Source organism: Flavobacterium sp. HNIBRBA15423 (assembly GCF_052655965.1).
In genome coordinates this window covers 322461-336296 of sequence record NZ_CP199751.1, presented here as the reverse complement: position 1 = coordinate 336296, position 13836 = coordinate 322461, and the positions used below count along the sequence as shown (strand labels likewise).

Genomic DNA, 13836 nt, shown 5'->3' with positions numbered 1-13836 from the left:
ATGTTGAAAAAAACTGCTATTTTACTACTAACCATTCATTCTTTTTTAACAAGTGCCCAAGTAGGTATAGGAACAACTGCTCCTAGTCCTTCTTCGATATTAGAATTAAACAGCACAAAGCAAACATTTGTGCCTCCTAGAATGACAAATGTTCAAATGTTAGCTATACCAAATCCACTTGTTGGATCTGTAGTTTATAACCTTTCAGATGATGCATTGTACATGAGAACTAATTTAGGATGGGAAAACATTTCAAGAACTTCTAATCCTACCATCTCAATAAACAAAAACTTTCCTGGAGTGGATACAGTTATTTCTACTGCAGACAACTCATATACTAATTTTCCATTAAATAATAGTGATGTAATTTCAATAACTAGTTCTGTTTTTACCATTATTGGAAATGGACAAATACAGATTAATGAAGCAGGTACTTTCATGATAAATGCTGCCTTTTCAGTTGAAAATATTCCTAGTGGTAATCGGAAATTTGTAGTAGGTATTTATAAAAATGGCACTTTAATTGGCTACCCAACTAGAGGAACTATAGTTTTAAGCACAACTGATACTTGGGGTTCGTCAGGAACATTAGTAGAAAATTTTACTGCTGGTGATGTAGTTACTTTTCGATATGTTTTAAACAATGGTGGAACACCTTTAGACGCATTAAATTTCAATATTGGTATGACTAAATTGAAATAACAAATTAAAGTCGCTTCCTAAAACTTATTTTTATTATTTTTGAGATTGAAAATTAAATAAAAATGAGCAAAACAGAAGAATTCAATAAACATATAACAGAAGGCTATGCTTGTAAAGGAGATTTTATAACACTTGGTGGTGCTATCTTAGATGGTGTACCTGTTGCAAATACACATGTAAACATTCCTTTAAAAACTTTAAACCGTCATGGATTAATTGCTGGTGCGACTGGAACTGGAAAAACCAAAACCATTCAAATTTTATCAGAGCAACTATCTAACAAAGGTATTCCTGTTTTAATGATGGATATAAAAGGAGATTTTTCTGGAATTGCAGTTCCTGGAGAAGAAAAACCTTTTATTTCTGAGCGTCATGCAAAAATCACTTTACCTTATGAAACAAAAGGATTTCCGGTTGAATTAATGACTATTTCAGAACAAAATGGAGTTCGTTTAAGAGCAACTGTATCTGAATTTGGTCCTGTTTTATTTTCTCGAATTTTAGATTTAAACGATACCCAATCTGGAATTGTTGCAGTAATTTTTAAATATTGTGATGATCATAAAATTCCTCTTTTAGATTTAAAAGACTTTAAAAAAGCACTTCAATACTCTACTGAAGAAGGCAAAGAAGAATTTGAAAAAGAATATGGGCGAATTTCTACTTCTTCTACGGGTTCTATTTTAAGAAAAATAATCGAACTTGAACAACAAGGAGCAGAATTGTTTTTTGGTGAAAAATCATTTGAAGTAGAAGATTTAATGCGAATTGATGAAAATGGAAATGGTTATATAAATATCATGCGTCTAACAGATATTCAAGATAGACCCAAACTTTTTTCTACTTTTATGTTGAGTTTACTTGCTGAAATTTACAATACTATGCCTGAACAAGGTGATGTAGGACGACCAGAATTAATTATATTTATTGATGAAGCTCATTTAATTTTTGACCAAGCTAGTAAAACATTACAAGATCAAATTGAAACAATAGTAAAATTAATTCGCTCCAAAGGAATTGGTGTTTATTTTATTACTCAAAACCCAATGGATGTTCCTAGTAGTGTTTTAGCACAATTAGGTTTAAAAATCCAGCATGCTTTACGAGCTTTTACTGCTAATGACAGAAAAGCAATTAAAGAAACATCACAAAATTATCCTATTTCTGAATATTATAAAACAGATGAAGTTTTAACTTCTTTAGGAATTGGAGAAGCTTTTGTTACTGCTTTAAATGAAAAAGGGATTCCAACTCCATTAGCAGCAACTATGTTACGTGCTCCAATGAGTAGAATGGATGTTTTAACCGAAGTTGAAATTGATAACTCTATTTCAAAATCGAAATTAGCAAAAAAATACAATGAAATTATTGACCGAGAAAGCGCTTACGAAATTTTAAGTAAAAAAATGGAAGAAGCTCAGGAATTAGCTGCAAAAGAAGAAGCTGAAAAACAGGTTGAAAAAGAAGCTAAGAAAACTACTTCTTCAAGAAGTAGAGGTTCGTCAACTTCAGATACTGTAACCAAAGGAGTTGTTAAAGTTTTAACTAGTGCTACTTTCATTAGAGGAGCTATGGGTGTTTTGATGAAAATGTTTAAGAAATAAAAAGGCAAAAATCAAATTCAATCTAAAAAAGATTACTTCATTACTCCATATATAATTATGAAAAAATACTTCGTACAAAAAGCACCGTTTGTAGTTCCAACTACAGATGGAAAATTAATTGAAGAACATCATGGTCTGGTTGCTACCAATAACAAAGACATTTCTATTGCACATATGACTGCACCTTCTGGTTGGAGTGAGCCTTTTCAAACTCCCGAATTTGAAGAATACACTTATATTATTTCTGGCAAAAAGCAATTTATTATTGAAGGAGAAACAGTTATTTTAGAAGCTGGTCAATCCATAAAAATTGAAGCCAATACTAGAGTACAATATTCTAATCCTTTTGAATTTCCTTGTGACTATATTTCTATTTGCAAACCTGCTTTTGATTTTGAGAAAGTACATCGTGAGGAGGAAAAATAATCAGTTGAAAGTATTCTATTTTGAAATTAATTTTTGAATTACTCATTCTTCATATCCTTCAACAATCCAAAAGCAAAGTAAGCGACAATTCCTCCTCCAAGAATAATACAAATCCACATAAATAAAGAGGTTTGCCAAAATGACTTTGCAGTAGAATTTTTCTCTTTATTTTCTACTTTATGGAAATTTACGATATTAACTTTTGGTAAATTATCTATTGAACTTGAGATAAAATTAGCCAAATCATAAGAAGGTTTTGAATAAGTAGAATCGATTACTACTTCATAATTTTCATTGGCTTTCAATTTTGAAATAATTGTAAGTGGTTTTTGAAACAATTGAATGTTTGAAATATCTAAAGGTTGGTTATCTTGATTGTCTATTTCAATTGTAAATTCTTTTTCTTGCAAAGAATTGAAATAAATAGTTTTTTCGTTTTTCGAATTCAAATCAAAATAAGCCACAACTTCGTCATAAGATTCTACTCTTTTCTTAACTTTTCTTTCCCTTTTTGTAATTATTCTTGCTTCACGAGCATAAAATTCAGTTGAAATAGTAAATGTAATTGCATCAATTTGATGTTTATTATCAGCAGATAAAACAATTTTAGTTTGCTTCTTTTCTTTATTTTGAATTATTTTATATTGGAAATTCGAAATTTCTACCAATTTTTCTGGCAGAAACTGATTTTCATAGATACCAATTGCTTGCACATTTATAGGTAATGATTTCTTATCATTAAAATCGATTCGTAAATACTTGTAATTATTAGCAGGAAAATAGATGGTCTTTTCTAAAGCTGTTCCGTTTTGGGCAATCAAATCAGATAAAGTTTCATTAGCAATTAATCCAAACCATTCAATAGTGTCATTACTTCCGCTTATTGAATAACTTTTTGTTAAAGCTGTATTGCCAATATTTAAATTGACTTGATTAATTTTCTTTCCTGTTTCATTCTGAATTACAATAGAAGTAATTGAATCTTTAATACTGTTCTTCGAAATAATCTTAAACGAATTATATCGTGTTGATTCTTCTTTAAAAGCGTTAATTACATAAGGTACTTCCGTTTTATTCGCATCAAAAATTCTTAAAAAATCTAGATTTTCATTTGCTGCAGCTCGTACTTCTGGTGAAAGTTGCACTTGGTGTAAACCACCATGTTGCACATTAGCAATCTTACCTTTGTAATTTTGGGCAAACCCAAAAAAAGAAATTAATACTATAAATAAACTACTAAGCTTCTTCATCTGAATTTGGTTTTGAGGAATCATCAACTACTAATTTTTTAATTTTTTGATACACAAATGATATAATTAGAACCAAAACACCTAATAAAATAAAAGCTATTATTTTTCCAGTTTCGGAAACGTTTTTAATATCATATATAAATAATTTCAAGATTGTTAATCCTAATAAAGAAAGCGCTATAATTCGTAAATTTTTCCATTGTTTTTTTATTCCAATGATTAGGAATACAAAAGAAAATAATCCCCAAAGAATAGGATAACCAATTTTTATAATTTGTCTTTTGATTGCGTCTACTTTTTCTCTTACATAATATTCTTTTTCATAAACCAAACTATATTCTGATAAGTCTTTTTTAGACAATTCTGCATTTATTTTCTTCATATTAATAGCATCAGTTGAGAAATTCAAACTATGCACCATAATTTCATTGCTTAAAATATAAACTGTAGCAAAAACAAATAACCAAGGCATTATTTTACTATTCAAAACTGCAATTTTAGGCTCTGATTTTGCCAATTTAAATAATTGAAATCCAAAATAAATCAAGCAACCTAAAATGATATAATGAAAATAAAATGCATATTTAGTACTAGTATTTAAAGCAAAATTTTGAATGATTTCGTCATTTGGTAAACTATAGAAGTTAACTATATATGAGAAAATAGAAATTACACATACAATTAATAAAACCTTTCTAAAAAATATATTTTTAAATTGGTTAGCCAAAAACAGTAAAATCGCAACAAAAGCAAAATGATAAGTGACTGGAAATGAAAATGAAGATGCAGGATTAAGTAAAAATTGTTGAGATTGATAATTTACTTCCAAAAAACCTGTCAAATAAGTTATCATAATGGCAATTACTAGAAGTGTATTTTTGTAAAAAGAAATGGTAAACAAAACAATTTTTGTCTCTTCTTTTTCTTTTTTAAGCAGCCAATGTGTTACAAACAAAGACAAACTTACTACAAAACCAGAAATAAATAACGAATTTAAAACAACAGACAAAGGTTCAACTGGATAATCGTATTTCAACCAATCCATAGCTAAACTGATGATTGTTAACACCTGAACTATAAAAGCACCTGATTTGAAATGTCTAATTTTAGATTTTTGGGATAACCAAAATAACAATACTGCTTCTACAGCCCAGAAAATAGTAATTTGATTGCCTTCAAACTGAATTGGTATCGTCAGCGTAACAAATGTTAGTGCCAAACCGATTAATAGATAAATTGCGTTTTTATCCAATCCGAATTTTCTATATAAAATTATCGCATAAACCACATTGTAAATTGCTAATAATAGAGTAAACAATCCTTTGAAATCAATTCCCCAATTGTGAATAATTCCCATTCCTATTCCAAAGAAGAAAAAAGTATTGGTTACCAAAATAAAATATTCAATTAAAGAAAAAACTCCTTTGTTTTTAATATTATTTAGTACCACAGTAATACTAAAAATAAAATAGTAAAGAGTGGCAAAAGCTAATGCTCCAGCATGTGGTAATTTATTATCAAATAATTCTCTGATATACCATGACAAGAATAACAAACTAGTGAATACAAAAGCCAAAATAGTGACAACTTTCCACTTCTTAAAATAGGCTATAGCTAAAATTCCAATATTTAAAATAGCAATATAAGTAAACAATACTACATAATTGCCTGAACCAGTACTTACCATAAAAGGAACAGCAAAACCACCTATGAGCGATAAAACTGCCAATTCTTGTCGGTTATAAGATACCGAAACCAATGTACTGAATGCAGTAATTACGACCATTATGATAAAAGCAACCGTTTGACTAAACAAATGGTATTCATGAAAAGCAATAGAAATAGTAAAATAGAAAATACTAATTGCTCCAGCTACTAAAACGGAACTAAATGCAGCATAATTTTTCTTGAGTTTATGAGCAATTCCCATAACTAATGCACCACAAAGAATTCCAATTCCTACACGAGCTGGTTCATTAATCCATTCTTTGTCGATGGCAAATTTTACAAAGAAACTAATTCCTAAAACAAGAATTAGAATACCTATTTTATTAATCAGGTTTTCACCAATGAATTTTTCTAAATCAGGATTATTTTCTTTAAAGGTTTCAAACCAAGATTTTTTAGGAACATAAACTGTTTTTGGAGAAATTGGTTTTCCTTCAATTTTTGCAACTACTTCTATTGGTTTCTCAGAAATAGGTTTATCGGCAATTGATTTTATAATTTCGGGTTCAATTTTTTCAGGAACAATTGGTATTGGTTTTTCCTCAACGATTGGTTGAATAGGTTTTTGTTCAATTATAGGTTTTTCAACTTTTTCAATAGGTTGTTCTTTCTCTATAGTTTTGGATGCCAATTCTTTTCTTAAAATATTTATCTTTTCATGTAAACTATTGAGTGAATCTTGGGTTAGTTTGTTACGAGACTTTATACTTAAAAAGTTAACAAATAAGACAATCAAAACAAGTATCAATAAAGCTTCAGCCATAATAATTGGATTAGTATTATACCAAATGTAATCTTTATTATGATAGTGAAAAAATTATTTTTCTTCTAGCAATTTTAAAATACGATGCTCAACAGGTTCTGTTTCCCAAATTTGTTCGATATTTTCAATAGCTAATATTTCTTTCATAATAGCATCTTGTTTATCTCCAACTGCTAATGCTTCTGCATAAGGTTGGTGACTAAAAGTAACTCTACTATATAAAGGAATCCATTTTTCAGGATATTTTTCAGAAAACCATTTTTCAATTTTCTTTTGAAGCAAAAAATCAGCATCAGCCGTTTTCGTACTCATTTCCATAAAATTTCTGTATGATAATTCGGCAATAGCATCTGCATTTGGTTTGCGTGAATTTTCATATTCTGTAAATATGGTTTGCCAGTCGTCTCCATATTTTGTCATTAACTCATTCAAAATAGAAATATCTTCAAAACCAGCATTCATGCCATGACCATAAAAAGGAACAATTGCATGACAAGCATCACCGATTAATGCAACGGTATCATTATATGTCCAAGGAAAACATTTCATGGTAACCAAATAACTTTTTGGATTTTTAAAGAAGTCTTCTACTAAATTAGGAATTACTTCTGTAGTTGAAGAAAAATGTTTAGCAAAAAAAGCAACTAACTTCTCTTTAGAATCTAATTGTTCAAAAGAATTTTCACCTTTAAAAGGCATAAATAATGTACAAGTAAAACTTCCGTCTAAATTAGGCAAAGCTATTAACATAAAATTACCTCTTGGCCAAATATGTAATGAACTATTATCTAACTTATGAGTTCCATCTGGATTTGCAGGAATATTTAATTCTTTGTAGCCAATTTCTAAAAATTCTTGAGAATAATTAAACATACTTTGTCTTTGCATCCTATGTCTAACACGAGAAAAAGCACCATCAGAACCAAAAATAATGTCATATTTACGTTCTTCCCACACACCATGTTCCTCTTCTCCTATCTTTAAAATAGCTTCACTTAATGAAACATCCCAAACTTTATGCTCAAAGAAAAATTGAACACCTTCATTTTCGGCTAAATCAATCATTTTTCTATTTAAAACACCTCTTGAAAGTGAATAAATAGATTCTCCATCTTTACCATATTTTTGATAATTGAGTGATTGATCCATCATATGAATAGCACGCTTGTCCATTGGCAACCCAATTTTTCGTATTTCTTCATCAATACCAATGTCTTTTAAGGCTTTCCAACCTCTATTTGACATTGCTAAATTAATACTCCTACCTGAAAATTGGATTTTTCTAATATCTGGACTTCTATCGTAAACATGAACATTATGTCCTGCTCTTTTTAAATATATGGCTAAAAGTGAACCGACTAAACCAGCACCTACTACAGCAATTTCTTTGGGATTCTGCATTATTAATTTTTCTTCCTACAAAAATAAGTAATAAATATATGGTAGCTTACTCAAAATGATATTTTTTACAAAAACGAGTAATTTAGTTTCTTTAGTTCTTTTAATGCAAAAAATAAATCGTTAATAACTAAAGGATGTAATATTTTAGGTACTCTAAATATTTAATACAAATAAGGCTATCCAATATTTTTTGGACAGCCTCTTTATTCTAAAAATGTATTCTTTTATTTCTTAAACTCAATCTTCTTTCCTACTTCCATTTTTTGTGATTTGGCAAAAACTCCGCACATTTGAAATAACATTCTTGCTCCTACATTTCCATCCCAATCATTTTCTCCTGGTGCCACTTCTACTAAATCGAAACCAATTATTTCTTTGCCTGATTCTACTAATCTATTTAACAAATAAACTGCTTGCTCATAAGAAAACCCTCCTGGAACTGGTGTTCCTGTATTTGGACAATATAGGGCATTCATTCCATCTATATCAAAAGAAATACAAACTTTTCTTGGTAATGAATTGATAATAGTATCACATAAATGTTGCCAAGTATTTCCTTCGAACAATTGTTTTTTCAAATCTAAATCGGTGTGAACCAACACTCTTCCATTTTCTTTGTTTATAACATCAACTTCTTGTTCGCAAAAATCACGAATACCAACTTGAACAATTTTTGAAATTTGTGGCAACTGCAACGCATTATACATTATAGAAGCATGCGAATAGGTAAAACCTTCATAAGCAATACGTAAATCCATATGAGCATCTAAATGTAAAATACCAAAGCTCTCATATTGCGAAGCTAATGCTTCATAATATCCTAAAGGTGTAGAATGATCTCCTCCTAAAAGAACCACTTTTTTCCCTTTTGCCATCCAATATTGAACACGTTCTTTTACCTCTGTATGTAATTCACGACAAACTTTATTTATTTTATCTAAATCTGTTTGCAAAGCTGGGAAAGTAGCTATTTCTTCTCCATTTTCTAAAGCTTCAATGATAGGTTGTGCTAGTCCTTTATATTTTTCAGAATTCTTAGCCCAATGCACTGGAGCTTCATCTAAATAGATACCTAATTTCCATAACTCTGGAAAATCTTGATGTAATAAATCTATTTGAAAAGAAGCATCTAAAATAGCTGCTGGTCCTTCTGAAGCTCCTGCTCCATAACTAACAGTAACTTCCCAAGGCACAGGAATTACAATAATTTCACTTTGCTCTGCAGTAAATGGTAACCCAAAAATGGTCGCATCTGCTAATCCTGGTTGACTAGGATCAAATTTTTCTATGATTTGTTGTTTGGTCATTTATTGATTTTTCGATTATTTGATTATTGGAACCCAACTAGAGTTCGAAAGAAGGTTATTCTTTTAATGTTGATTTAAATTTTGAAGTCATTTGTATAATTTTATTCAATTCAGTTAATATTACAATTGAAATTTCTTTATTAATAAAATCTAAATCAGTAGCAATTAAAATTTGCGTTTCGATTTCATAACGTGAACCGATGGCAATTTCAAGAAATCTAGAAAAATCTTTATTAGATTTTCTAGAGCAACCCTCTGAAATATTTGAAGGCACAGAAACTGAAGCACGTCTTAACTGGCTTACCAAACCAAATTTTTCAGATTCTGGAAAATTGAACGTTTGTGCATAGATTGAAACACAAAACTTTCTACTTAATTTCCAAATCTCTAAATCTTTGTATCTGTGCATATTTCAATTATGTAAATGTTTGAAACTTCTAATTATCTATTAATATAACTATCTAATTATCCCTCTTTTTAATATTTGTCCAAATTCATACATATCTTCGAAAGAAGAATATAATGGAACTGGTGCTAAACGAATTACATTTGGCTCTCTCCAATCGGTTATAACGCCATTTTTCATGAGATAATCAAATAATGCTTTTCCTTGTCCATGTAAGTACACTGATAATTGACAAGCTCTTTCTTCCAAAACTCCAGAATTGTTTGAAGGAGTAATAATTTCAAATTCTGTTCCTTCAATTTCAGCATCAATTTCATGAAGAATATATTCTAAATAACTAGTAATTAAATTACGCTTTTTAATTAGCTTTTGCATTCCAATTTCTGCAAACATGTGAACTGATGCTAAATATGGAGCTAGAGCTAAAATAGGTAAATTACTTATTTGCCAGCCATCTGCACTTCTTGTTGGGTCAAAATTAGGCTCCATTAAAAAACGTCTTTCCTTATTGTGTCCCCACCAACCTGCAAAACGGGATAATGTTTCATCATTGTGATGTTTTTCATGCACAAAATAACCAGAAATATTTCCTGGACCAGAATTCATGTATTTATAACTACACCAAGCTGCAAAATCAACATTCCATTCGTTTAATTTCAGTTCAATATTTCCAGCAGCATGTGCTAAATCCCAACCTACATAAGCTCCTACTTTCTGACCAGCTGATGTTATAGTCTTTATGTCAAAAACTTGTCCTGTGTAATAATTTACGCCTCCTATAAGTACTAAAGCTAATTCATTACCAACTTCTTCAATTTTTGAAAGTACATCTTCTAATCTTATATTATGCTCTCCTTCTCTACGTTTAATTTCTACAATAGCTTCTTTTGGGTTAAACCCAATGTTTTTTGAATGAAAATCTACTTGAGACTGAAACATGTATTGATCAGAAGGAAATGCTTTTTCCTCACAAATGATTTTGAATTTCTTTGCAGAAGGTCGATAGAAAGAAACCATTAGTAAGTGAAGATTTACTGTTAATGTATTCATTACACCAACTTCTATAGGCTTTGCACCTACAATTTCACTTAAAGGTTGACAAAAACGTTCGTGATAATCCCACCAAGGTTTATCGGCATAAAAATGACCTTCCACTGCTAAATTAGCCCAATCTTGCATTACTTCATCTACATATTTTCTTGAAGCTTTTGATTGAAGTCCTAAGGAATTTCCTGTAAAATAAATTACATCTTTTCCATTTACTTTAGGAAAAATAAATTCATCTCTATATTTAGCTAATTCGTCTTGACGGTCTAATTCTTGAGCAAATTCTCTTGTATTTTGAAAATTCATTGTTTTTTATTTGACTGTAAAAGTATTGAAAAGTTTAAAGGTTTAAAAGTATAAAGGTTTAAAAGTTTATATGCTTGTCACCCAAATTCATTCGTAGTAAATAAAACTTGACTAATGGTAAAGATAATTTAATTATAAATAAGCTTAATTAAAGTAACTGTCCAGAAAACTTTGTAAAGGTTAGATGATCTTAAGTTTAATAGGTTTGACGACTTTTAAAGGAGTTGTCATATCTTAGAATTTTATGGCAACCTAAATAACCCTGATCGCAGTGGCATCTTTTTTAAACCTCAAAAGGTTTAAAAAATATAACGGAGAGCAGGTACATGGAGAGCAAGATAAAACCAAACCATTCGTTCCAAAAAAAAATCTCAATTCGATTAAAACGGAATTGAGATTTTTAATTTCTTACTATAATAAAACTTTAGATGATTAACATCGCATCACCATAAGAATAGAATTTATATTTTTGTTCGATTGCTTCAGCATAAGCTTTTTTCATTAAATCATGACCACAAAAAGCTGAAACCATCATTAGTAATGTTGATTTTGGGGTATGAAAGTTTGTAATCATACAATTTGCAATACTAAAATCATAAGGAGGATAAATAAATTTATTAGTCCAACCCACAAAAGGATTTAATGTTCTTTGAGAAGAAACTGAACTTTCCATAGCTCTCATTGAAGTTGTTCCAACGCAGCAAACTCTTTTCTTTTTAATTTTTGCTGTGTTAACAATATCACAAGCTTCTTGGCTAATAATCATTTCTTCAGAATCCATTTTGTGTTTTGATAAATCTTCAACTTCAACTGGATTAAAAGTACCTAAACCTACATGTAATGTTACTTCAGCAAAATCAATACCTTTAATCTCTAAACGTTTTAATAAATGCTTAGAAAAGTGAAGCCCAGCAGTAGGTGCAGCTACAGCTCCTTCTTCTTTTGCATATATAGTTTGGTAACGTTCCGCATCTTCAGGTGTTACTTCTCTGTTAATATATTTAGGTATTGGTGTTTCACCTAATTCCACTAATTTTTCTCTAAATTCTTCGTAAGAACCATCATATAAGAAACGTAATGTTCTTCCACGTGAAGTAGTATTATCGATAACTTCTGCCACTAATGAATCGTCATCTCCAAAATACAATTTGTTTCCAATACGAATTTTACGAGCTGGATCTACTAAAACATCCCATAAACGTTGTTCTGCATTTAATTCTCTTAATAAGAAAACTTCGATACGTGCTCCTGTTTTTTCTTTATTACCATATAAACGAGCTGGAAATACTTTTGTATTGTTTAATACCATTACATCACCATCATCGAAATAATCGATAACATCTTTAAACATTTTATGCTCGATAGTTCCTGTTTTTCTATTTACAACCATTAAACGAGATTCGTCTCTGTTTTCTGCTGGAAATTCGGCTAGTAATTCTTCTGGTAGATTAAAACTAAAATGAGATAATTTCATATATAAGTATTAAGTATTAAGATTTTAGCAGTAAGACATAGCTTCCACTAAAAACGGTTGCAAATATACGATTGTGAAATAGGCGTTGTCAAGTAAAAAGCAGTTTATTTTTAAAAAACTTTTTTACTTAATTTCTTCAATTTCAAAACCAATTGCTTTTAAATCTTTCCAAAACGTGGGAAAAGATTTTGAAACTACTTCAGCTTCATTAATAGTTATTGAAACTTTCAAAGCTAACGGTGCAAATGCCATTGCCATTCTATGATCTTGATAAGTTGCAATGCTTATATTTTCTTTAATTTGATTAGATTTTTCTAAAATAAGGCTATCATTTGTAACTGAAATTGAAGCTCCTAATTTTATAAGTTCTGTTTTTAATGCTTCAAGTCTGTCTGTTTCCTTGATTTTCAACGTATGCAAACCTGTTAAATTGCACCCAATTCCCAAACCAAAACAAGCAACTGCAATAGTTTGAGCAATATCTGGACAATTATTAAGTTCGAAGTTTAATGTTTCGAGCTTAAAATCATTTTTTTTAGAAAGAGTGATTGAATTATTATCATTAAAAGTGGTTTCAACTCCAAAGTCTTTAAAAATAGTAACTAAAGCAGAATCTCCTTGTAAACTATTTTGTTTATAACTGGAGAGTGTGATTTGTGTACCTGTTTCTGACAAAGCAATTATAGAATAAAAATAAGAAGCTGACGACCAATCTGATTCAATTGTTAATTGAGTTTCTTGAACAAATTCTGTATGGCAAACAATAATTTTATTATTCTCAAAAGAAGTCTCAATACCAAGGTCATTTAGCAAAGCTAAGGTCATTTTTATATATGGAATTGATGTGATTTCTCCTTCTAAAGTGAGTTCTAAACCATTTTCGAGTTTTGGAGCGATTAAAAGTAATGCTGATATATATTGACTACTTACATTTGCTTTTAAAGTTATCTTGTTTTTAGAGATTTTTTTTCCTATAATCTTAATAGGTGGAAAACCTTCATTTTCTTCATAAGAAATTTCGATTCCTAATTGTTGTAATGCTTCAACTAAAATTTTAATTGGACGTTCTTTCATACGAGAAGAACCCGTCAAAACTGTTTCTTTGTTTTCTTGAACCGAAAAATAAGCTGTTAAAAATCGCATTGCAGTTCCTGCATGATGTATATCAATCAAACTAGATTTTGAATCTAAAGCCATTTGCATAGCATCTGAATCATCTGATTTTGAAGTATTTTCTAATCTAATATTTGGATATAAAGCTTGTAATAACAACAAACGATTGGTTTCAGATTTAGAACCTGTAACTGGAATACTTAATCTATTTTCAATTTTTGACTTATGAAGAGCTAAATTCATTATTTTGTAATACTTTTAAATCCTTATTAATAAAAAAACAAGTGCAGATAATTAAATTGGTTCAAT

11 protein-coding genes are annotated in these 13836 nt (G+C 29.7%); 3 read left to right on the top strand and 8 right to left on the bottom strand.

Annotation, left to right across the window (positions count from 1 at the left end; genetic code table 11):
- From ACULEV_RS01405 to ACULEV_RS01395, 3 genes are all read left to right on the top strand, one after another.
- Positions 1–702 carry a hypothetical protein gene (locus tag ACULEV_RS01405; RefSeq protein WP_445456910.1) on the top strand — a complete coding sequence of 234 codons (702 nt, stop codon included), beginning with the start codon at positions 1–3 and terminating at the stop codon, positions 700–702.
- Between the two features lie 62 nt (positions 703–764).
- A complete protein-coding gene (locus ACULEV_RS01400) occupies positions 765–2306 on the top strand; it encodes a helicase HerA-like domain-containing protein (RefSeq protein ID WP_445456909.1) in 1542 nt (513 codons plus the stop codon).
- A 57-nt stretch (positions 2307–2363) separates the two neighbouring features.
- Entirely contained in the window at positions 2364–2732 is a 369-nt protein-coding gene (locus ACULEV_RS01395) for a cupin domain-containing protein (protein WP_445456908.1), read from the top strand.
- Positions 2733–2770: 38 nt separating this feature from the next.
- Here the strand turns inward: ACULEV_RS01395 and ACULEV_RS01390 are convergent, their stop codons facing one another.
- The 8 genes from ACULEV_RS01390 to aroA form a co-directional block, all read right to left on the bottom strand.
- A complete protein-coding gene (locus tag ACULEV_RS01390) occupies positions 2771–3982 on the bottom strand; it encodes a hypothetical protein (RefSeq protein WP_445456907.1) in 1212 nt (403 codons plus the stop codon).
- Positions 3969–6473: a DUF2339 domain-containing protein gene (locus ACULEV_RS01385; protein WP_445456906.1), complete on the bottom strand. Its 2505-nt coding sequence runs from the start codon at positions 6471–6473 to the stop codon at positions 3969–3971. The genes ACULEV_RS01390 and ACULEV_RS01385 overlap by 14 nt, the downstream gene beginning before the upstream one ends.
- A 54-nt stretch (positions 6474–6527) precedes the next feature.
- Positions 6528–7874 (bottom strand): FAD-dependent oxidoreductase, encoded by a 1347-nt coding sequence (locus tag ACULEV_RS01380; RefSeq protein ID WP_445456905.1) that lies wholly within the window; start codon positions 7872–7874, stop codon positions 6528–6530.
- A 224-nt stretch (positions 7875–8098) separates the two neighbouring features.
- Positions 8099–9181, bottom strand: coding sequence for an agmatinase family protein (locus tag ACULEV_RS01375; RefSeq protein ID WP_445456904.1), 1083 nt, complete (start codon positions 9179–9181; stop codon positions 8099–8101).
- A 55-nt stretch (positions 9182–9236) separates the two neighbouring features.
- Positions 9237–9590 (bottom strand): four helix bundle protein, encoded by a 354-nt coding sequence (locus ACULEV_RS01370; protein ID WP_445456903.1) that lies wholly within the window; start codon positions 9588–9590, stop codon positions 9237–9239.
- Between the two features lie 48 nt (positions 9591–9638).
- Positions 9639–10940 carry a kynureninase gene (gene kynU / locus ACULEV_RS01365; RefSeq protein ID WP_445456902.1) on the bottom strand — a complete coding sequence of 434 codons (1302 nt, stop codon included), beginning with the start codon at positions 10938–10940 and terminating at the stop codon, positions 9639–9641.
- Between the two features lie 424 nt (positions 10941–11364).
- Positions 11365–12414 carry a tRNA preQ1(34) S-adenosylmethionine ribosyltransferase-isomerase QueA gene (gene queA / locus ACULEV_RS01360; protein WP_445456901.1) on the bottom strand — a complete coding sequence of 350 codons (1050 nt, stop codon included), beginning with the start codon at positions 12412–12414 and terminating at the stop codon, positions 11365–11367.
- 123 nt (positions 12415–12537) lie between these two features.
- On the bottom strand, positions 12538–13770 hold the full coding sequence (gene aroA, locus ACULEV_RS01355; protein WP_445456900.1) for a 3-phosphoshikimate 1-carboxyvinyltransferase: 1233 nt from the start codon (positions 13768–13770) through the stop codon (positions 12538–12540).
- Positions 13771–13836: the final 66 nt, after the last annotated feature.